At 62.6% G+C, this 20,541-nt stretch carries 16 protein-coding genes; 5 read left to right on the top strand and 11 right to left on the bottom strand.

The window, feature by feature from the left end; genetic code table 11:
* The first annotated feature begins 79 nt into the window (after nucleotides 1-79).
* Entirely contained in the window at nucleotides 80-2,506 is a 2,427-nt protein-coding gene (locus tag E6W33_RS08550; RefSeq protein ID WP_136416411.1) for an ATP-binding protein, read from the top strand.
* Nucleotides 2,507-2,594: 88 nt separating this feature from the next.
* On the opposite strand, the gene E6W33_RS08545 is transcribed toward E6W33_RS08550, so the two are convergent.
* From E6W33_RS08545 to acsA, 7 genes are all read right to left on the bottom strand, one after another.
* Nucleotides 2,595-3,404: an SDR family oxidoreductase gene (locus E6W33_RS08545; RefSeq protein WP_136416409.1), complete on the bottom strand. Its 810-nt coding sequence runs from the start codon at nucleotides 3,402-3,404 to the stop codon at nucleotides 2,595-2,597.
* 119 nt (nucleotides 3,405-3,523) lie between these two features.
* Nucleotides 3,524-3,847, bottom strand: coding sequence for a metalloregulator ArsR/SmtB family transcription factor (locus tag E6W33_RS08540; RefSeq protein WP_136416407.1), 324 nt, complete (start codon nucleotides 3,845-3,847; stop codon nucleotides 3,524-3,526).
* A gap of 100 nt (nucleotides 3,848-3,947) precedes the next feature.
* Entirely contained in the window at nucleotides 3,948-4,190 is a 243-nt protein-coding gene (locus E6W33_RS08535; protein ID WP_136416405.1) for an acyl carrier protein, read from the bottom strand.
* A gap of 10 nt (nucleotides 4,191-4,200) precedes the next feature.
* Nucleotides 4,201-5,373 (bottom strand): dihydrolipoamide acetyltransferase family protein, encoded by a 1,173-nt coding sequence (locus tag E6W33_RS08530; RefSeq protein WP_136416403.1) that lies wholly within the window; start codon nucleotides 5,371-5,373, stop codon nucleotides 4,201-4,203.
* Nucleotides 5,370-6,344 (bottom strand): alpha-ketoacid dehydrogenase subunit beta, encoded by a 975-nt coding sequence (locus E6W33_RS08525; protein WP_136416401.1) that lies wholly within the window; start codon nucleotides 6,342-6,344, stop codon nucleotides 5,370-5,372. The genes E6W33_RS08530 and E6W33_RS08525 overlap by 4 nt, the downstream gene beginning before the upstream one ends.
* The gene (gene pdhA, locus E6W33_RS08520; RefSeq protein WP_136416399.1) at nucleotides 6,341-7,318 is read right to left on the bottom strand and encodes a pyruvate dehydrogenase (acetyl-transferring) E1 component subunit alpha; all 978 of its coding nucleotides are present in this window, start codon (nucleotides 7,316-7,318) and stop codon (nucleotides 6,341-6,343) included. Before pdhA ends, E6W33_RS08525 begins: the two co-directional genes overlap by 4 nt.
* Nucleotides 7,315-9,078 carry an acetate--CoA ligase gene (gene acsA / locus E6W33_RS08515; protein ID WP_136416397.1) on the bottom strand — a complete coding sequence of 588 codons (1,764 nt, stop codon included), beginning with the start codon at nucleotides 9,076-9,078 and terminating at the stop codon, nucleotides 7,315-7,317. Before acsA ends, pdhA begins: the two co-directional genes overlap by 4 nt.
* A gap of 206 nt (nucleotides 9,079-9,284) precedes the next feature.
* Here acsA and E6W33_RS08510 point away from each other — a divergent pair, with 206 nt between their 5' ends.
* The 3 genes from E6W33_RS08510 to E6W33_RS08500 are packed head-to-tail and all read left to right on the top strand — an operon-like array spanning nucleotide 9,285 to nucleotide 13,298.
* Nucleotides 9,285-10,070: a beta-phosphoglucomutase family hydrolase gene (locus tag E6W33_RS08510; RefSeq protein WP_211097265.1), complete on the top strand. Its 786-nt coding sequence runs from the start codon at nucleotides 9,285-9,287 to the stop codon at nucleotides 10,068-10,070.
* Nucleotides 10,067-12,439 carry a glycosyl hydrolase family 65 protein gene (locus E6W33_RS08505; protein ID WP_136416394.1) on the top strand — a complete coding sequence of 791 codons (2,373 nt, stop codon included), beginning with the start codon at nucleotides 10,067-10,069 and terminating at the stop codon, nucleotides 12,437-12,439. Before E6W33_RS08510 ends, E6W33_RS08505 begins: the two co-directional genes overlap by 4 nt.
* Complete coding sequence (locus E6W33_RS08500; protein WP_168798573.1) at nucleotides 12,426-13,298, top strand: universal stress protein; 873 nt, start codon at nucleotides 12,426-12,428, stop codon at nucleotides 13,296-13,298. The genes E6W33_RS08505 and E6W33_RS08500 overlap by 14 nt, the downstream gene beginning before the upstream one ends.
* Here E6W33_RS08500 and E6W33_RS08495 read toward each other — a convergent pair.
* Nucleotides 13,257-14,147, bottom strand: coding sequence for an AraC family transcriptional regulator (locus E6W33_RS08495; RefSeq protein ID WP_136416390.1), 891 nt, complete (start codon nucleotides 14,145-14,147; stop codon nucleotides 13,257-13,259). The two genes, E6W33_RS08500 and E6W33_RS08495, sit on opposite strands and share 42 nt — an antisense overlap.
* A gap of 190 nt (nucleotides 14,148-14,337) precedes the next feature.
* Here E6W33_RS08495 and E6W33_RS27810 point away from each other — a divergent pair, with 190 nt between their 5' ends.
* Nucleotides 14,338-16,440, top strand: a complete 2,103-nt coding sequence (locus tag E6W33_RS27810; RefSeq protein ID WP_136416388.1) for a methyl-accepting chemotaxis protein — start codon at nucleotides 14,338-14,340, stop codon at nucleotides 16,438-16,440.
* A 176-nt stretch (nucleotides 16,441-16,616) separates the two neighbouring features.
* Here E6W33_RS27810 and E6W33_RS08485 read toward each other — a convergent pair whose 3' ends face one another.
* From E6W33_RS08485 to E6W33_RS08475, 3 genes are all read right to left on the bottom strand, one after another.
* Entirely contained in the window at nucleotides 16,617-17,780 is a 1,164-nt protein-coding gene (locus tag E6W33_RS08485) for an integrase core domain-containing protein (protein ID WP_136416386.1), read from the bottom strand.
* 655 nt (nucleotides 17,781-18,435) lie between these two features.
* Nucleotides 18,436-19,425: an aldo/keto reductase gene (locus tag E6W33_RS08480; RefSeq protein ID WP_136416384.1), complete on the bottom strand. Its 990-nt coding sequence runs from the start codon at nucleotides 19,423-19,425 to the stop codon at nucleotides 18,436-18,438.
* A gap of 73 nt (nucleotides 19,426-19,498) precedes the next feature.
* Nucleotides 19,499-20,488 carry an LLM class flavin-dependent oxidoreductase gene (locus tag E6W33_RS08475; RefSeq protein WP_136416382.1) on the bottom strand — a complete coding sequence of 330 codons (990 nt, stop codon included), beginning with the start codon at nucleotides 20,486-20,488 and terminating at the stop codon, nucleotides 19,499-19,501.
* Between the last annotated feature and the right edge of the window lie 53 nt (nucleotides 20,489-20,541).

The following is a 20,541-nucleotide window of genomic DNA, read 5'->3' as shown; positions in this document are numbered from 1 at the left end:
GGGAGTCGATACCGGGCACCAGCGAACCGAACAAGGCGCCCGTGGCCAGACGGTCGTCGTCACCTGTCCGACAAGAAAAATGACAACCGCCATCGCCTTGCCAGCACACCAGCTCTATCAGGCCTGCGACCCCGAGCAGTTCCGCTTCCGCAGCACGGAAGAACTCGAGGATCTGGGCGAAATGATCGGCCAGTTGCGCGCCATGGATGCGGTGCGCTTCGGCGCCGGCATCCGCCACGAAGGCTACAACATTTTCGCGCTCGGGCCTTCCGGTCTGGGCAAGCGCACCATGGTGCACCGGTTCCTGGAAAAGAAGGCCAGCAGCGAACCCGGCCCGGACGACTGGTGCTACGTCAACAACTTTGCGCAGCCGCACATGCCGCGCTCGCTTTGCCTGCCGGCCGGCCGGGGCACGGAATTGCGCATACAGATGGAGCAACTGGTCGATTACCTGCAATCGGCCATCCCGGCCCTGTTCGAAAGCGACGAGTACCGCGACAAGATCGGCGCCATCCAGGAAGAATTCAGCAAGCAGCAGGAAGTGGCCCTGGGCGAACTCGAAAACGAGGCCCATCAACAGGAGGTGGTGCTGCTGCGCACGCCCGGCGGCTTTGCATTCGCCCCGACCCATTTCCACGAGATCATGCCGCCGGAGGAATACGACAAATTGCCGGAGGAGGAAAGAAAACAGATCGAGGAGAAAATCGCCGGACTGCAGGAACGCCTGGAAAAAATCCTGCGCCGCCTGCCGCAATGGCACAAGGAACGCAGCGAGCGCGTCAAGCAGCTCAATCGCGACACCATCCTGTCCGCCGTCGAGCATGCCATGAACGAAGTGCGCGCCGTCTTTCACGACTTGCCGCAGGTGCTGTCCTACCTGGATATCGTGCAGCTCGACGTGATCGAGCATGCCGACGACTTCCGCAGGCAGGAAGAACCCTCGAACGCCGGCGTCGCCGTCCTCATGATGCACGAGGATTTTCATCGCTATCAGGTGAATGTACTGGTGACCAACGGCATGCATTCCGGTGCGCCAATCGTCAGCGAAGACAATCCGACCTACAGCAACCTGGTGGGACGGGTCGAACACCTGTCCCAGCTCGGCGCGCTGGTCACCGATTTCACCCTGATCAAGCCGGGCGCGCTGCATCGCGCCAATGGCGGCTATCTGTTGCTGGATGTGCGCAAGGTGCTGATGCAGCCCTTCGCCTGGGAGGGCTTGAAGCGGGCGCTGAAATCGCGCGAGATCCATATCGAGTCGCTGGGCCAGGCCTACAGCCTGGTCAGCACCGTGTCGCTGGAACCGGAACCTATTCCGCTCAATGCCAAGGTGGTCCTGTTCGGCGATCGCATGTTCTATTATCTGCTGCAGGAATACGACCCGGAATTCGGCGAGCTGTTCAAGGTGGCGGCGGACTTCGAGGACCGTATCGAGCGCAACGCCGACACGCACATGCTCTATGCGCGCATGATTTCCACGCTGGTGCGCCAGGAATCCCTGCTTCCCTTCGAGCGCGCCGCAGTGGCCAGGATTATCGAGCATGGCGCGCGGCTGGTCGGCGATGGCGAGCGGCTGTCCACCCACATGGGCAGCGTCAAGGACTTGCTGCGCGAATCCGATTACTGGGCGCGCGAAGAAGGCCGGAACATGGTCCTGCGCGCCGACGTGCAGCGCTCGATCGACACCCAGATCGTCCGGCAGGCCCGCTTGCGTGATCGGCTGCATGAGGAAATCCTGCGCAACACCCTGATGATCAGCACCGACGGCGCGGTGGCCGGGCAGATCAACGGACTGTCGGTGATCGAACTCGGCGGTTTCGCCTTCGCGCAGCCGACCCGCATTACCGCGACGACGCGGCTGGGTGAAGGTGAACTGATCAACATCGAGCGCGAGGTCAAGCTGTCCGGCGCGATCCACTCCAAGGGCGTGCTGATCCTGTCGTCTTTCCTCGCCGCGCGCTACGCCAGGAACCAGCCGATGGCCTTGTCGGCCAGCCTGGTGTTCGAACAGTCCTACGGCATGATCGACGGCGACAGCGCCTCCATGGCGGAACTGTGCGCGCTGCTGTCCAATCTCGCCGGCCTGCCGATCAGCCAGTCGCTGGCGATAACCGGCTCGGTCAACCAGCTCGGGCAGGCACAGGCCATTGGCGCGGTCAACGAAAAGATCGAGGGCTTCTTCGACATCTGCGCGGCGCGCGGCCTGAACGGCGAGCATGGCGTACTGATCCCGGCCGCCAACGTCAAGCACCTGATGCTGCGCCATGATGTGGTGGCGGCGGTCGAGGCAGGACAGTTCAGCATCCATGCGTATGAGAATGTCGATCAGGCCGTTTCCATCCTGACAGGCGTGCCCGCCGGCGCTGCCGGTCCCGGCGGCTATCCGGAAGGAAGCGTCAACTACCGGGTGGCGCTCAGGGTGACCGAGTTGACCGAACTGATGCAATCGTTCTCACGTCGGCCAGGAAACGGCTCGCGGGAAAGGAAATCGGGCAAGGGCGAATGAAACGGCCCTTGTATGCGCGATGGCTTGCAATCGTCTGGGAGCATGGCTCTGGAGCGTAAGCCAATCCCGGCCATGCGACTTCTCCAGCTCAACGCGACACTGCCTTGCGCACCATGGAGTAGAACGCTCGCTCCGGCAGCACCCGCCGCAGGGCGAGAATGCTTGCGGAGTTGGGCGAATAGCGCATGCGTGCCGACTCGTCGGTGGCCGCGCGGAAGATCGCTTGCGCGACAAGCTCCGGTCCCGGAGCGGTGTAACCGGCTTTCTGCATGTTGGGCATCGTGCCTTCAACGTAGCCGTCATAGGCGGTCAGGCCCGGCTTCGACATGAGATCCATCGAGCGGTCGTAGAAATCGGTCCTGATCGGCCCCGGTTCGATGATCTTGACCCGTACGCCGAAGGGTTCGAGCTCATACTGCAAGGATTCGGTAAATCCCTCCACGGCCCATTTGGTGGCGTGGTACACGCTGTAGAGCGGAAAGGTGATCCGGCCACCCATCGATGCGACGTTGATGATGGTGCCGCCGCGCCGGTCGCGCATGTGCGGAATGACTTCGCGGCACACATTCATGAGGCCGAACACGTTGGTCTGGAACTGGCGCTCGACCTGCTCGGGTGTGGAGGCTTCGAAAGGTCCGACGAGGCCATAACCGGCATTGTTGACGACCGCATCGACGCGGCCGAAGCGATTCAGCGCGCCGTCAACCGCGCCGCGAATCGATCCGGTGTCGGTGACATCCAGGCGGGCTGCCATGAAGCCGGCGCCGGACGGTGCCCAATCCGCTTCCTCCGGCTTGCGCATGGTGGCGACCACCTGCCAGCCTGCGGTGTGGAACTTCAGGGCGCTGGCTTTTCCGATGCCGCTGGATGCACCGGTAATCAAAACGGTTTTCCTCATCACTGCTCCTTATAATCAAACGTTTAAACATATCGACCTATTGGTCAAATTTTTTGCCGGCACAAGGCCGGCAAGCCGGATCCCGCGTTCATGCCACCGCGTGAACGCAGGAATTCAATTCAAACGCACGACTGCTCTGCCTGCATGACGAGCTGCTTGAGCTGCAGCAGTCCCTCGTCGAGCGTCAGGGAATAATAATTTTCGCGCGACTCGCTTTCCACCTTCACCAAGCCGGCCTGGCGCAGCACTTTCAGGTGATGCGAGATCGCCGGCCGCGACAAGGGCATTCTTTCGGTGATCGCGGACACGTTCAGCCGCTCGCTCTCGGCCAGCAGCATGATGATGTCCTGTCGTTGCTTGTCGCCCAGCGCATGGAAAAGCGGTGCGCAAAGCCGGAAACTTTGCAGAACGTCGTCGAGCGTCGGCGCTTTCTCTTTACTCATCTAAAATCAATGCGTTTAAACATATAAACATATTAATGACAAAAGGAGAAGCAGGCAAGCGCTATTTTTCCCATCCGATGTTGCCGTCCGGCCACCGGCATCAACCCTTCGCCTGCAGATAATCGAGCAGCTCATCCAGCGTTCGCAATTTCGCGTAATCCGCTTCCGGAATCTCCACCTTGAGCTCGCGGTGCAAGCCGATCAGGAAATTGAGCCAGTCCATCGAGTCGAGGTCGACCTGCTCGCGCAAGGGCTGCGCCGCGACCAGCTCGCCTTCGTCCACTTCCGGCGCAATCGATCTCAGCGTGGCCATCACGACGGCGAGGAGTTCCTGTCGATTCATCGTCTGCCTTTCAGAGTTGTTCCGGCCGCTGCAGCCACTCGCGCACTTCCGCCAGGAACAGCGCGCCGTAGTGGCCGTCCGACACGCGATGATCGGCGGCGAGACTTGCGGTCATCGCCGGCATCGTACAGAGCATGCCGTCGACGGCCCACGGCATTTCCCGGATACGGCCGAAGCCGACCAGCGCCACCTGCGGCGGATAGATGACCCCGAAAACCGTTTCCACACCTTGTTCGCCGAGATTGGTCACGGTGATGGTCGGATCAGTCATCTCGGAACTGCGCAGCGACCCGGCGCGGGCGCGCTTGACCAGGTCGGTGAGATCGACCATCAACTGGTCCAGGCTTTTTTCCGACACGTCATGGATCGCCGGTGCAATCAGGCCTCCCTGGCGCAGCGAAACCGCCACCCCGATGTGGATAGCCGCGGATGGACGATGCACGCCGTCGAGGTAGAAGCCGTTCATGTCGGGATACTTTTTCAGCGCCAGCGCGACCGCCTTCAGTTGCAGGCATGCCATCAGCAGGCGCTCGGTGATGCTGCGTTTTTCATTGGCGGCCGTGAGCCAGCCCTGCGCGCGGCGCATGGGCACGGTTTCGCCCAGGTAGTAGTGCGGAATCTCCCGCTTGGAACGGCTCATGGCGGCGGCGATGGCCTTGCGCATCTCGGCATGCTTGTCCGCCTGCGCGGCTGGCGGCTTCGCTTCGAGCCGTTGCACGTCCTGCAGGGTTACCGCGCCATCCGGGCCCGTGCCGACCACGCTGTCGATGTCGATGCCATGATCCTCCGCATGCTTGCGTGCGGCGGGAGAGATCCTGCGGCGTGCCGAGACCGGCTGGCGTGGCGCAGCCGGTTCGCCGTGAACGGCGACAGGCATGGCAGGCACTTCCGGCGCACGTATCGACCGTTCTGACCGTTCCGTCCGCTTTGCCGTTTCCGGAGATTCGCCGGCTTCCAGCAAGGTCGCGAGCACGGCACCGACGGGCAAAGTTTCGCCGGGCTGCGCGAGCAGCTCGAACACGCTGCCCTCCTGCCAGCTTTCCACATCGACCGCCGCTTTCGAGGTATCGACCACGGCGACCACCTGCCCGCGCCGGATTGTGTCGCCGGGCGCAATCTTCCACTGGAGCAGCTTCCCCTCGTCGACATCGGCGCCGAGAAATGGCAGCTTGAACTCGATCATGTCTTGCCCATCAGTTGTTTCGCGACGGCCGCGATCGTGTGCGGCTGCGGCAAGGCGGCTTCTTCCATGTGGCGGGCATAGGGAATCGGCACTTCCGCGCTGCATACGCGCGCCAGCGGCGCATCGAGGTCGTAAAAGGCATGCTCCATGATGCAGGCCATGATTTCCGCCGACAGGCTGCCGGTTTTCCATCCCTCGTCAACCACGACGGCGCGATGCGTCTTGCGCACCGAGGCAGCGATGCTTTCAATGTCCAGCGGCCGCAGCACGCGCAGGTCGATCACTTCCGCGTCGATGCCTTCCTCGGCCAGCCTTTGTGCGGCATCCATTGCCTTGGGCAGGCATCCGCCATAGGCAAACAGGCTGAGGTCGGCGCCCTTGCGCCGCACGGCGGCGAAGCGGATGTCGCATGCCGCCGCCGGATCGATGTCGTCCTCCATGTTGTAGAGCTGCGCATGTTCGAAAATGATGACCGGGTCGGGATCGGCCAGCGCGGGCGCGAGCATGCCGCGCGCATCGGCGACCGTGGCCGGCGCAAGCACCCGGATGCCGGGGATGTGCGCATACCAGCCCTCCAGGCTGTGCGAGTGCTGCGCGGCCACCTGCCGCCCCGCGCCGGTCGCCATCCGGATCACGATCGGCACGTTGAACTGTCCGCCCGACATGTGACGCATGGCTGCCGCCGTGTTGACGATCTGATCCAGCGCCAGCAGGCTGAAGTTGACCGTCATGACTTCCACGATGGGTCGCATGCCGCCCAGAGCCGCGCCGATGCCGGCGCCGACGAATCCCAGTTCGGACAGCGGCGTGTCGCGTATGCGTTCCGGCCCGAATTCCTCGATGAAGCCTTTCGAGACGGCATACGTGCCGCCGTACTTGCCGACATCTTCGCCCATCAGGAACACGCGCGGATCGGTGGTCAGCGCTTCGCGCATCGCCTGCCGCAATGCCTCGCGATAGCTCATTTTCATGGCTGCGCCTCCGGGGCCACCACATCCTTCATCAGCGCTTCGACGGGTTCCCATTCCGAGGCTTCGGCGAAGGCGACGGCCGCCTGCACTTCCTGTTCGGCCTGCGCATCGATAGCCAGGAATTCCGCTTCAGTCAGTTTTCCCTCTTCCTTCAGGCGAGCGGAAAACGTGTGAATCGGTCCGCGCTTTTTCCACTCTTCGATTTCCGCCTTGTCCCGATACAGGTCGGGATCGAACATCGAGTGCGGACGGAAGCGGTAAGTCTGGAATTCGACGAAGAAGGGGCCTTCCCCGGCGCGCACATGTTGCGCCGCCTGCTTCGTCGCTTCGTGCACCGCGAGCACGTCCATGCCATCCACCTTCATGACGGGAATCTTGTAACTGGCCGCCTTGATGCACAGATCGGTTTGCGATTCGGAGCGCGCCAGCGCCGTGCCCATCGCATAGAAGTTGTTCTCGCACAGAAAAAGCACCGGCAAGCGCCACAAGGCGGCGAGATTCATCGATTCGTGGAAGGCGCCCTCCGCGACGGCGCCCTCGCCGAAGAAGCAGGCATTCACGCGCCGGATATCCTGCATCTTGTCAGCCAGCGCCAAACCGACGGCCAGCGGCAGTCCGCCGCCGACGATGGCATTGCCGCCGAAGAAGCGCGTGGCGCGATCGAACAGATGCATGGAGCCGCCGCGCCCGCGCGAGCATCCATCCCGCTTGCCGAACATTTCGGCCATGATCGCGTTCATGGGCACGCCGCGCACCAGCGCGTGGCCGTGTTCGCGATAGGTTGCGACGATATTGTCCTGCGCATCGAGTGCGTGCAGCGCGCCGACAGCGACCGCTTCCTCCCCGATGTACAGGTGCAGGAAGCCGCGGATTTGCCCACTGCCGTACAGCTCCGCCGATTTCTCTTCCATGCGCCGGATGCGCAGCATGTCGGTCAGGAAGGATAATGACGTGGACTTGTCGGCGGCGTTCATGATTGTCCCTCCAGCGTGGAGGTGTCGCCTTCCGGCAAGCCGAGCTCGCGCGCCTTCAACAGCCTGCGCATGATCTTTCCGCTGCGCGTGCGCGGCAGCGTCGGGAGGAAGTCGATTTCTTTCGGCGCCACCGCGGCGCCCAGGCGCTTGCGTGCGTGGCCCAGCAATTCCATGCGCAAGGATTCGGATGCCGCGTAACCGCTCTTGAGCGACACGAAGGCCTTCACCATTTCGCCCACGGTTTCATCCGGCTTGCCGATCACTCCGGCTTCGGCGACAGCGGGGTGTTCCATCAGCGCGCTTTCCACTTCGAATGGCCCGATCAGGTGGCCGGAGGATTTGATCACATCGTCGGTGCGGCCGATGAACCAGAAATAGCCGTCCGCGTCGCGCTTGGCGAGATCGCCCGTCAGATAAAGATCGCCGGCGAAGGATTTGCGATAGCGCTCTTCGTTGTTGAGGTAGCCGCGAAACATGGACGGCCAGCCGCGCCGCAGCGCCAGTTCACCCTCGGTATCCGGTTCCTCGACGATGCGCACCTGTCCCTGTTCATCCCGAGCGACGATGAAGGCATCGATCCCCGGCAGGGGCCGTCCCATCGAACCGGGCCTGATGTCGAAGGCCGGCGTGTTGGCGATCATGATGCCGCCGGTCTCGGTCTGCCACCAGTTATCGTGGATGGGCAAGCCCAGCGCTTCCTTGCCCCACCAGACCGCTTCCGGATTGAGCGGCTCGCCCACGCTGGCGACGAAGCGCAGATTCGGGAACGCGTATTTCCGCGCCACTTCTTCGCCGGCTTTCATCAGCATGCGAATGGCCGTCGGCGCGGTGTACCAGACTGTGACCTTCTGCTCCTGCAGAATGCGATACCAGCGGTCCGCGTCGAACTCGGCTTCGTCCACGATGGACGTCACGCCATGCAGCAGCGGCGCGATGATGCCGTAGGAGGTGCCGGTCACCCATCCCGGATCGGCGGTGCACCAGTAAATGTCGTCCGGATGCAGGTCGAGCGCGTATCTGCCGGTGGCCCAGTGCGTGACGGCCGCGCCGTGCACATGCACCGCACCCTTGGGCGTGCCGGTGGTACCGCTGGTGAAATGCAGCAGCGCCATGTCTTCGGGCCGGGTTGGCACGACGTCGAATGCGTCGCTCGATTCCGCGAGCAGGCGCGCCAGGTTCAGCGTTCCGGGGATGTCGGCTGCCTGCGCGCCCTGCTCCTGCACCAGCAGCACATGCTGCAAACCGGGCAGGCTGCCGCGTATCTTTTCGATCTTGCGGCGATAGAGCTGCTCGGTCGTCACCAGCACCTTTGCTTCGCCCAGCGTCATGCGCGTGGCGATCGGTTCCGGGCCGAACGCGGAAAACAGCGGGCAGGCCACCGTGCCATTCTTCAGGCTGCCCAGCACGGCGACATACAGCTCGGGAATGCGGCCCGACAGCACGAACAGACGATCGCCCTTGCCGATGCCGAGGCCGCGCAGAAGACTGGCGAAGCGGTTGGTAAGTGCGGCGAGTTCGCGATAGGTGATGACGCGATCCGCGTCCGCACCGAGGAAGCGAAAGGCAATGCGATCGCCCTTGTCCGGCACATGTCGATCAACGGCTTCGAACGCCATGTTGAGGCCGCCGCCCGGCATGCCGGCGAGTTCCCGCCGCGCATTTTCCCAGGAGAATTCATTGCGGGTTTCAGCGTAATCCACCCAATTCGGCGCTACATGAAAATCGGATGCGGTCTTGCGAATGACGGAAGTGCGTGGCATGACGATCCTTCCTCTTCTGCAGTCAGCAATCCATTGTCCTGCGCGGGTGGGAGGTGGGCTATTGATCGGCATCAAAGGGGTGGCGAACGGGCGGATGACGAGGCGCATACCCTGATAAGGGGATGGAATTTCCCTCACTGCAGCCTTATCGGAAATTGTTTTGTGCTTTTGGAGTCATATCCATATTCCCGCCCGAGGATCGTCCCATGGATATGCCTCAAACCGCTGCCACCGGCAACGCGGCCTTTATCCTCACCCGTTCCCGCTTCGACGCCGTGCTGTTCGACCTCGATGGCGTGGTCACCAAGACCGCCACCGTGCATGCCCGCGCATGGAAAGCCATGTTCGACGACTTCCTGCGGGAATGGTCGAAACAGAACGGCCGTGAGCAACCGCCCTTCGACATCGTGCAGGACTATGCGCGTTTCGTCGACGGCCTGCCACGTCATGAAGGAATACGCCGTTTCCTTGCATCGCGGGATATTGTGTTGCCGCAAGGCGATGCTTTCGATCCGCCGGAAGTGCATACCATGTCCGGCCTCGGCAAGCGAAAGAACGCCCTGCTCCTTGATGTAATCCATCGCGACGGCGTCGAGGTTTACGCGTCGACCGTCGCACTGATCCGCGCCTTGCGGCGTGATGGTTTCCGCATCGCGGTGGTTTCCTCCAGCGCCAATTGCCGCGAATTCCTCGCGGCCGCCGGCGTGCTCGACCTGTTCGACGCTCGTGTCGACGGTCTTGATCTGGTGCGGGGCGAATTGCGCGGAAAACCGGCGCCCGACACCTTTCTTGAAGCCGCGCACCGCCTGGGCGTCGAGGCATCGCGCGCGGTGGTGGTGGAGGATGCCAGCGCCGGCGTCGAGGCCGGTCGTGCGGGCGGCTTCGGCGCGGTGATCGGCGTCGACCGCCTCGGCCGGCCGGACGCACTGGCGCGTGCCGGCGCGACGGTGGTAGTCAGCGATTTGTCACTGATTGCGGAAAGCACCGAATGAACGAGGACACGATGATGGATTCGAGCGAATGCCTTTCCTCTCCGTTCGCCCCCACGACCGATCCCTTGTGGCTCATGATCGACGATGAATTCACGCCCACGCGCGAGCATGAGTTCGAGGCGCTGTTTTCCGTTGCCAACGGCTATCTCGGCAGCCGCGGGTCCTTGCCCTTCGGCACCTCACTATCGGCGCCCATGGTATTTATCGCCGGTGTATTCGACCTCGTGCCGCCATCCACCCTGCCCGAGATGGTTGCCGCGCCGGGCTGGACGCTGCTGTCGCAGGCAACCGGCCCCAACCGCCTTGCAACCGAAAGTCTTGCGCTGCTCGGACACCGCCGCATGCTCGACATGCGACAAGGCATCTTTCGGCGCGAGTTCCGTTTCAGCGACAAGGAGGGCCGCGTCATTCATGTCCGCTTCCTGCGCCTGGCCTCGCTGGCGGACCGGCACATCCTGCTGCAAAGCTCGCTGTGCACCGCGGAAACCTATTCGGGGCCATTGGCGATTCGCTCCGGCTTTGTCCAGTCGCCCGGTTCCGCCACACAGACCTTTTCCTCGAGCACGACTTGCAGGGAGTCCCCTTCCGGACCGGTGCAGATCCTCGCAGGGCGCACCCACGCCGGCACGACCATCGCACTCGCGGTGGCCGCCCGGCTCAATGCCGCGACGGCCAGCGAGCATGCGCCGCGCATCAACATCAGCAGCACGGCCGGCGCGATGGACAATGTGATGCAGATGGAAGTCGAAGCGGGAAAGGCCTACCAGTACGACTGGCTGGAAGCCTGCCATACCTCGCGCGACAATCCGCATCCGGAACAAGCCGCCGTCGCGCAGCTGGAACGCCTGCTCGCGGAAGGCGTCACGCCGGCCATCCGCCGCCATGTCGAAGCGTGGGCGAGACGCTGGCAGGCGGCCGATGTGGAGATCGAGGGCGACGTGGAGGCGCAGCGCGCGATCCGCTTTGCCTGCTATCACCTGATATCCGCCGTCAATCCCGCCGACGAACGCGTCTCCATCGGCGCGCGCGGCCTGAGCGGGAGCGGCTACAAGGGACACGTCTTCTGGGATACCGAAATCTTCCTGCTGCCCTTCTATACGCTGACCGATCCGCCCTGCGCCCGCGCCTTGCTGATGTATCGCTTCCACACGCTTGCGGCCGCGCGCGACAAGGCGCGACGACTGGGCTACACCGGCGCGCTGTACGCTTGGGAATCGGCCGATTCGGGCGAGGACGTGACGCCACCCTACGCGATCACGCCGGTCGGTGAAGTGCTGCCGGTCGTCACCGGCCTGCAGGCGCACCACATCAGCGCCGATATCGCTTACGCCGTCTGGCAGTACTGGCAAGCCACGGGCGACGACGATTTCCTGTGCAATGCCGGCGCCGAAATCCTGGTCGAGACGGCCAGGTTCTGGGCCGGCCGGGGCGAGATCGAGGGAGACGGCCGCTACCATATCCGCAAGGTCATCGGGCCGGACGAATACCATGATGAAGTCGATGACAACGCCTATACCAACTGGATGGCGCAATGGAATCTGGATTGTGCGTGCACCACGGTCGGCATGATGAAAGAGCGCTGGCCGCAACCATGGCGTGATCTGGCCGGGCGCATCGGCTTCGATGACCGTGAGCTTGAACGCTGGCGCAGCGTCAGCGCGGCGATGTACACCGGCATGGATGCCGAACGCAATCTGATCGAGCAGTTCCAGGGCTACTTCGAGCTGGAGGACATCGATCCTGCGCAATATGCCCCGCGCAGCCTGCCGCTCGACATCATCCTCGGCCGCGAGCGTACCCGGCGCAGCAAGCTCGTCAAGCAGGCGGATGTGGTGATGCTGCTGCATCTGTTCGGCGAGCGGATTCCGCCCGCCATGCTGGAAGCGAGCTTCCGCTATTACGAGCCGCGCACGGAACACGGCAGTTCCCTGAGCCCGGCGATGCATGCGCTGATCGCCGCGCAAATCGGCGACATGGATATGGCTTTGCGCTATTTCCGGCAAGCGCGCGAGATCGACCTGGCCGACAACATGGGCAACGCCTCCGGCGGCGTGCACATGGCCGCGCTCGGCGGATTGTGGCAGGCGCTTGTGTTCGGATTCGCGGGATTGCGCACCAACGAAACCGGCCTCGCACTGAGGCCGAATTGCCCGCCCGCCTGGCGCGCCGTGCGCCTCAAGCTGCTGTGGCGCGGCCGACAGCTTGCGCTGCGCATCGGGCCCGTACAGCTGGAAATCGAACTGCTCAACGGAACATCGATCCCCGTCACGGTGGGCAACGCACCCGCAGTCCTGTTGGATGCGGGCCGGACATCGCGCTGGGAATGGACAGACGGGACATGGAAGGAGCTTGCAAGTGAATACCGATAAAGCCATGCAGGTCGTCTTGCCGCTGGCGGATCCCCGAAGCCTCGTGGCCGCGTTTCCCGTCGCGCGGGTCGTGGCGAACACCGCGCATGCCGGCCTGCATATCGTGACCACCGGCGCACATCTGCCCGCAGTGCAGGACTTCGTGGAGCGCATGTCCCTGCCGCAGGAAGAACGCGATGCCATTGCCATCGAGGCAGCATCCGGCGATGTGATCGACGCCGCGATGCGGACGCTGGACGCGGCAAGACAGTCCGTGGTGGTGCTGGCGGCGCGCATCGGTGACGAGACGGACCGCAATGCGGATACGGACGCAGCCTTCGGACGGCAAGTGCTGGAGACAGTGACGTGCCCTGTTCTCGTCGTCCCGCCGGACAAGGACATGAGCGCTTGGCGCTGGCGCAAGGAATTGCTGCCGCAGGATGGCACGCCGGGTTGTGCGGGCGCGCTGGCGCAAATCATCAACCGCTCCGCGTCGCTCGGGATCGAAAACCTGGTGCTGCGCATCGCCGGCGCCAACGTCGGTCAGCCGACCGAGCCGGGAAGCCTGGCGACGCCACGTTATGTGGACCATCCGCAATACGAATGGGAGCAGTGGGGACAGGAGTTCCTCGATCGCATTTGCGGCATGGGCGCGCGCGTGGACGAAGGCAAGCTGACACTGTTGATGGCCAGCGGCGAGCCCGGTGCCGAGACGATCCGCGTGGCACGCGAGAAGGAAGTCGACATGATCGTGCTGCCCTGGCACTGCGCCATCGGTTCCGGTCGCGCGCACCTGATCAAGGCCGTCCTGCGAGGCGCGCACTGTCCGGTGCTGCTGTTACCCGAAGACGGCGGCGGGCGCTGCGCCGCCGATGGGTGAGCGTGCCTTGTCCCCGGCGGAGACACCGGCTGCGTTTGCGTTCAGCCAGGCCCGCGGCGACATGCCGGTGTACTCGGTGAACGCCCGCGTGAATGCCGGCTGACTGCCGTAGCCCACGTCCAGGCATACCGTCTTGACCGCCCGGCCCTTTTTCAGAAGCTGTTGTGCCAATCCGATGCGCCATTGCGTGATGTACTCGCCGGGCGTAATGCCGACAACTTCGCGGAAGAACCCGGCGAACTTGCTGCGCGACATGCCCGCAAGCGACGCCAGCTTTTCAAGGGTCCAGTTTTCTTGCGGATTTTCGTGGATCGCCACCAGCGAGCGGGCAAGCCGCTCATCCGCCAGACCGGCCAGCATGCAAGGCGACAGCTTCCCGGTCTGGAACACGTGGCGCATGATCTGAACAATCAGCACATCACACAACCTGTCCAGGATCAGCTCCCGGCCGCACTGCTCCATGGATGCCTCGGCGAACAGCAGGTCGAGCGTCCCCTTCAGGCTGTCGAGCTGCGCAAGCGGGACATCGAGAACATCGGGCAGCGCCTTGGCCAGCGGATTGTTATTCCCACCCTGGAACGTGATCGCCGCGCACAACAGCCTGGCCGACGTCGTCGGGGGCACATGGACCAGATGCGTCAGTCCGCGCGGATAGAACACGATGGACGGTTCATCGACATGCAGCGAAGGCTGGTCTTCGTGATGAAAAATCACCGGTCCCTGCTTCACCACATGCAGTTGTCCGGTGGCGCCATCTTCCCGGAAATGGTTCGAGCCGCAAAAGTCGCCGTTGTAAAAGACACGCGCGCTGAAGTTGTGACGTCCGACAAGGGTAGAGATTGTATCCATGCGAGGAGAATCAGAACGATTGAGGACGATTGGTTATACATTCTGGACGAACGGCAACCTTTCTACAAGCCAACTAGGCTAACTTGACGAAAATCAACAACTACGTTGTTTCCTTGCCGCACGGACCATTCGCAAAACGATCGCCGACTGCGCCGGAAAGCCGATTAACCATCACTTTCAACTCCCAAAAATGAGAAACAACCAGCCCATCACCGGCGTGGAATACATGCTGCGCAATGACCAGTCGCTCATCTCGCGTACCAATGCGAAAGGCATCATCACCTACACCAACCGCGACTTCGTGGAAGTCAGCGGATTTACCGAAGACGAACTGATCGGCGCGCCGCACAATATCGTGCGCCACCCCGACATGCCGGTGGAAGCCTTCGAGGATTTCTGGCTGACCCTGAAATCGGGCTATGGCTGGACCGGCATGGTGAAGAATCGCCGCAAGAACGGCGACCACTACTGGGTTCTCGCCAACGCCACGCCGATCTGGGAAAACGGCACGGTCACCGGCTACACCTCGGTGCGCACCATGCCCAGCCGCGAGCAGATCGAGGAAGCCACGCGCGTCTATGCGCATATCAAGGAAGGCAATGCCAAAGGCCTGAAAATCCGGCACGGCAAGGTAGTCAAATCCGGTCTGACCGGCATGCTTGCGTCGCTGCGGCACCTACATATTCGCGGCCGCATCAACGCGGTACTGGCGGCCCTGTGCCTGGTCATCATCGCCATCGGCGCTCTCGGCCTGATGGGCCTGAACAGTTCCAATCGCAGCCTCGACAGCATGTACCAGGATCGTATCGTACCGATGGGGCAGCTCGACACCATCGTGCGACTGCTCAATCGCAGCGATATTGCCTTGCTGGAGTCGCTGGACAGCAACGACCCGCGCGTCGCCGGCGATGCGCGCCGGCAGATCGACGAGAACGGACGCACAATCGATGCGCAATGGAAGGCGTATACCGCCACCATGCTCACTACCGATGAAAAGCGTCTGGCGGACCAGTTCGCCGCCGATTACGCGCGCTATCTGAAAAATGGCCTGAGCCCGGCTTCCGCCGCCCTCGCCAAGAACGATATGGCAGAGGTCAAGCGCCTCCACGACCAGGTGATGATCCCGGCATTCGTGCCGGTGAGAACGGGCATCAACGAACTCTTGAATATCCAGCTCGTGGTAGCGAAACAAGCGGCCGAAGCCGCGGCGGACCGGTATGCCACCATTCGCAACACCGTCGTCGCGGCAACGCTCCTCGCATTGGGATTTGCCGTCTTCATGGGCGTCGTCCTGTCGCGCGCCATCGTGCGGCCGCTGAGTACAGCGGTGGACGTCGCCAAGCAGATCGCTGCCGGCAACCTGATGGCGCAAGTCGACAGCAGTTCGCAGGACGAGACCGGCCAGATTCTGCATGCCCTGTCGGTGATGAAATCCAGCCTCACCAATATCGTCGCCGGCGTGCGGCGCAACGCGGAGAGCATCGCCGCCGGCGCCGCGCAGATCGCCATCGGCAACGCCGACCTGTCGGCGCGCACCGAGCGCCAGGCATCCAGCCTGGAAGAAACCGCGGCGAGCATGGAAGAACTCACCTCCACCGTGAAAAACAACGCGGAAAATTCGCGCGGCGCCAAGAAGCTCGTCGAGGGCGCGCGCGACACGGCGGCCGAAGGCGGCGCGGCCATGGACCAGGTAGTCCGGACCATGGAATCGATCACCGCAAGTTCGCAACGCATCACCGACATCATCGGCGTCATCGACGGCATCGCATTCCAGACCAACATCCTGGCGCTGAACGCCGCCGTGGAAGCGGCGCGCGCCGGCGAACAAGGTCGCGGCTTCGCGGTCGTCGCCGCAGAGGTCAGAACCCTCGCCCAGCGCAGCGCCGCGGCCGCAAAAGAGATCAAGGACCTGATCAATGCATCGGTTTCCCAGGTCGAGCATGGATCGACCGAAGTCAGCCATGCGCGCAGGACGATGGAAGACATCATGGCCTCGGTCAGGCGTGTGGCCGACATCATGAACGACATCACCGCGTCTTCGCAGGAACAGAGCAGCGGCATCGAACAGGTCAGCCAGGCGGTTGTGCATATGGACCAGGTGACGCAGGAGAATGCGGCGCTGGTGGAAGAAGCTGCAGCGGCTTCGGAGTCCTTGCAGCAGCAAGGGATGGAGTTGATGCAGGCGGTTGGGGTGTTTCGTGTGGAAGGCTCACATCAGGCTGCTTCGGTGACGCGGATTGGTTCACGGGTGGGTGGGAATGTGGTGGTGCGGGGTGGGAGGCGGGTTGCGTGATGTGTGGGCTTGAGTCGTTTTTTCTTCGGTGATTCGGTGCGGGTGGTTCTCCGTGGAGGCTTGCCGGGGGCGGCCCGGCAGCCGCTCACTTTCTTTGCTTCGCCAAAGAAAGTGAGCAAAGAAAGGCGACTGTAGGAGTCAACCAGATAGGTAACAAAAAAGTTCAATCACATGGGTTACACCTTCAGGTTCAAGTAAGCTCGCTCGCCGCCCTTGCGTTCATCAAATCGGCCCAATGCAATTGGGCCGAAATATACCTGCCATATCCCATCCCCAATCGCTTCTATCCCCACCTGCTCACCGGCGAGCAGGTTACCGATATAAATCGTCAGGCTGCTCCAATAAACCACGCCGCTGCGATGTACCTTTGCCCGATCGAAATAGCTCGGATACTCCAGCTCCGGCAAACGACGAGGATAGGGACGGTTTGATGCGCTGTAGCAGGCGCTTGGACTCTGCAGTGCCAATCCTTCATGCGGGCGCTGTTCGTTGTAGTACTGACGGAAACTATCTAGCTGCCGCTGTTGTCGCGTCAAATCCGCCTCTGGCGGCCGGCCCAGCGATCGCTTGAGCGTACGATGCATCCGCTCATGCCGCCCGTTCTGTTGCGGCTGTCCGGGCTCAATGCGCTCAGGCCGGATTCCCAGCCGGATCCACCATAGCGACAAGCGGGACAGGTTGCCTACGCCAACACTGGCAAACGGCACGCCGTTGTCGGTGCGAATGCGTTCCGGCAAACCATATTCCTGAAACAGGCGCTCGAACACTTTCTGCGTATCTTCATGCCGCGTTCCCTGCAGCCCCTCGCACCCGAGCAGAAAGCGGCTGGCGTGATCCGTGACCGTGAGCGGATAGCACCAACGGCCATCTGCCGTCCTGAACTGCCCCTTGTAATCGGCGCTCCACAACTCGTTGGGCCGCGCGGCCGAGCGCAGAGGGCCAGGCACGGTGCTGATCTTGCGAACCCGCCGGCGTGTCTGGATCTGCCCGGCACGCTTGAGAACGTTGTAAATCGTCGTCAGAGACGGGATCTCTTCCTGTGCAAACTGGCGTCCCAGCAACGCCTGGATCTTCTTCGGTCCCGGCGCATCGCGTTGCTCCCGCAACTGCAGAATCGCCTGCTTGACCGCATAGGGCGTCTCGGCCTGCGTGTGTCGCTTGTGGCTGCGATCGGACAGGGCCTCGACTCCGCCCTGTCCATACCGCTCAACCCATTTGTAACCCGTCTTGCGGCTGATGCCGTAGCGCTCGCATAGCCGGCTCAAACAGTCCACCTGCCGCAGGTAATCCGCGATGAACAGCACCTTCTCGTCCATTGGTTTGACATCCTTCCAAGGCATGGCTCTCTCCGGCAATGAAGATAGCCATAGGGTAAGTAACTGTTACCCATGTGCTTGAATTAATGTGTTACCAATCAGAGTAAACCGTACCCGACCGCAAAGTCTCCGCCCCTGACGGGGTGCCCGAAGCGCTGCAGGCAAAAGCGGGAAGCGAAATAACTCGCCCTCGCTATGCTCGGAGCTCGGACAGATTTCGCTTCTTTATCCGCTTTTGCCTGCATCGCTTCGGCGGAGCCAGAGCGGGTGTTTTTCAACCCATCCCCATCCCAGCCCTCCCCTTGAAGGGGAGGGAGAATTCCGTTCTTGACCTTGCATCTGAAAACGATAAAGGACAGTCCAACTCCCTCCCCTTCAAGGGGAGGGTCGGGGTGGGGATGGGTTTCAGCGCCCCCTTGAGAAGCTGCCGGAAAAGCACTGCGCAAAGCGGATAAAGAAGCGAAATCTGTCTGAGCACCGAGCGCAGCGAGGGCGAGTTATTTCGCTTCCCGCTTTGTGCGGTGCTTTTCCGGGAACCCCGCAGGGGCAGCGTCTTGGGGTCGCCTTTTTTGCTTACTTTTTTGGCGAAGCAAAAAAGTGAGCGGCCCGCCGGGGCCGGTCCCGGCAAGCCCCCACGAAGAAACTACAGCCCAGCATCACCGAAGAAAAACCCAAACCACTAAGCATTCAACCGACTCATCATCGCCTCCGGATACCGCAACCCCGCCGCAACATCCTTCGGAAAGATCGCATTGATCGCATCCATGTGCGCCTCGTCGATCCTGATCTCGACCGCCGCAACATTCTGCTCAAGATACTTGCGCCGCTTGGTCCCGGGAATCGGCACAATATCCTCCCCCTGCGCCAGCACCCAGGCCAGCGCCAGCTGCCCCGGCGTACAGCCGATCTGGGCCGCCCCTTCCCTCACCTTGTCGACCAGCTGCAGGTTCTTCGCAAAATTCTCGCCCTGAAAGCGCGGACTGCGCGCACGGTAGTCATCCGGCGCGAAGTCTTGCGGGCTTCTGATCTCGCCCGTGAGGAAGCCGCGCCCCAGCGGACTGTAGGGCACGAATCCGATGCCGAGCCGCCGGCAGGTGTCGAGCACTTCGCCTTCCGGATCGCGCGTCCACAGCGAATACTCGCTTTGCAGCGCGGTCACCTGATGCACCTTGCAGGCACGCTCCAGCGTGCGCGCGCCGGCTTCCGACAGGCCGATGTAGCGGATCTTGCCCTCCTTGACCAGGTCGGCCATCGCGCCGACCGTGTCTTCGATTGGCGTGTCGGGGTCGACGCGGTGCTGGTAGTACAGATCGATGGTGTCGATGCCGAGCCGCTTCAGGCTGCCTTCCACCGCCTGCCGTATGTACTCGGGTTTGCCGTTCACGCCATAGTCATTGGGCTTGTCCGGCGTGCGCACGATGCCGAACTTGGTGGCGATGACGAGCTGATCGCGCTTGCCCTTGATGGCGCGCCCGAGCAATTCCTCGTTGGTATGCGGGCCGTACATGTCAGCGGTGTCGAAGAAGGTGACGCCCAGATCGATGGCGCGATGGATGGTGGCGATGGATTCCTGGTCATCGCGGTTGGAATAGAAATCGCTCATGCCCATGCAACCCAGGCCGATGGCGGAGCCTTGCGGACCGTCTTTTCCGAGGCGACGCGTTTTCATCGTTTATTCCTTTCATTAGGCTTCAGCGGAGAGGACCATTGCCGTTGACTGGGAGGCGCAGCGCAGGTTCAGGTCAACGCAAGGACTTTTGAACTTCCGCAGCAATCTCGTAGGAATGAAGACGCGCGGCATGATCGAAGATCTGCGAGGTGATCATCAGTTCGTCCGCGCCGGTACGGGCGATGAAGGCGCTGATTTCCTTCGACACCGTTTCCGGCGATCCGACCGCCGAGCAGGACAGGACCTGTTCCAGCAAGGCCTTCTCCTGCGCGCCGATGCGATTCCAGTAGTCCTCGACCGGCGGCGGCAGTTGCGAGGGCCGGCCGCTGCGCAGGTTGACGAAGGCCTGCTGCATCGATGTCGCGCGGAATTGCGCCTCTTCATCCGTATCGGCAGCGAAAACATTGAAGCCGAGCATGACATAGGGCTTGTCCAGTTGCGCGGAGGGACGGAAGGTCGCGCGGTACAAATCGATCGCCTGCATCATCTGCGCGGGAGCGAAATGCGATGCGAAGGCATACGGCAGGCCGAGCGCCGCCGCGAGCTGCGCGCCGAACAGGCTCGAACCCAGGATCCAGATCGGCACGTTCAATCCCGCGCCGGGCACCGCGCGCACCGAGCGCCGCGATTCAGCGGAAAAATAATCCATCAGCTCGACGACATCCTGCGGAAATTCGTCGGCGTCGGAGGCAAGATTGCGGCGCAAGGCGCGCGCGGTGGCCTGGTCGGAACCGGGAGCGCGCCCGAGGCCCAGATCGATGCGGCCCGGAAAGAGCGATTCCAGCGTGCCGAACTGCTCGGCAATCACGAGCGGCGAATGATTGGGCAGCATGATGCCGCCCGCGCCGACGCGGATCGTGGAAGTGCCGCCGGCAATATGGCAGATCAGCACGGCTGTCGCGGCGCTGGCGATGCCCGGCATGCCGTGATGCTCGGCCAGCCAGAAGCGATGGTAGCCCCAGCGCTCCGCATGCTGCGCGAGGTCGAGACTATTGCGAAACGACTGCGCGGCATTGCTGCCTTGTGCAATCGGGGAAAGATCGAGAACGGAAAATTGGGTCATTTCAATTGTATGGGTGAGATGGTGCGCTGTTCTGAGATTGCGCTTTTGCGGGC

The sequence above is a fragment of the Herbaspirillum sp. ST 5-3 genome (assembly GCF_004804275.1).
GTDB lineage: Bacteria > Pseudomonadota > Gammaproteobacteria > Burkholderiales > Burkholderiaceae_D > Noviherbaspirillum.
Note: the sequence above shows the minus strand (reverse complement) of the source record. Positions and strands in the feature narration are given on the sequence as shown.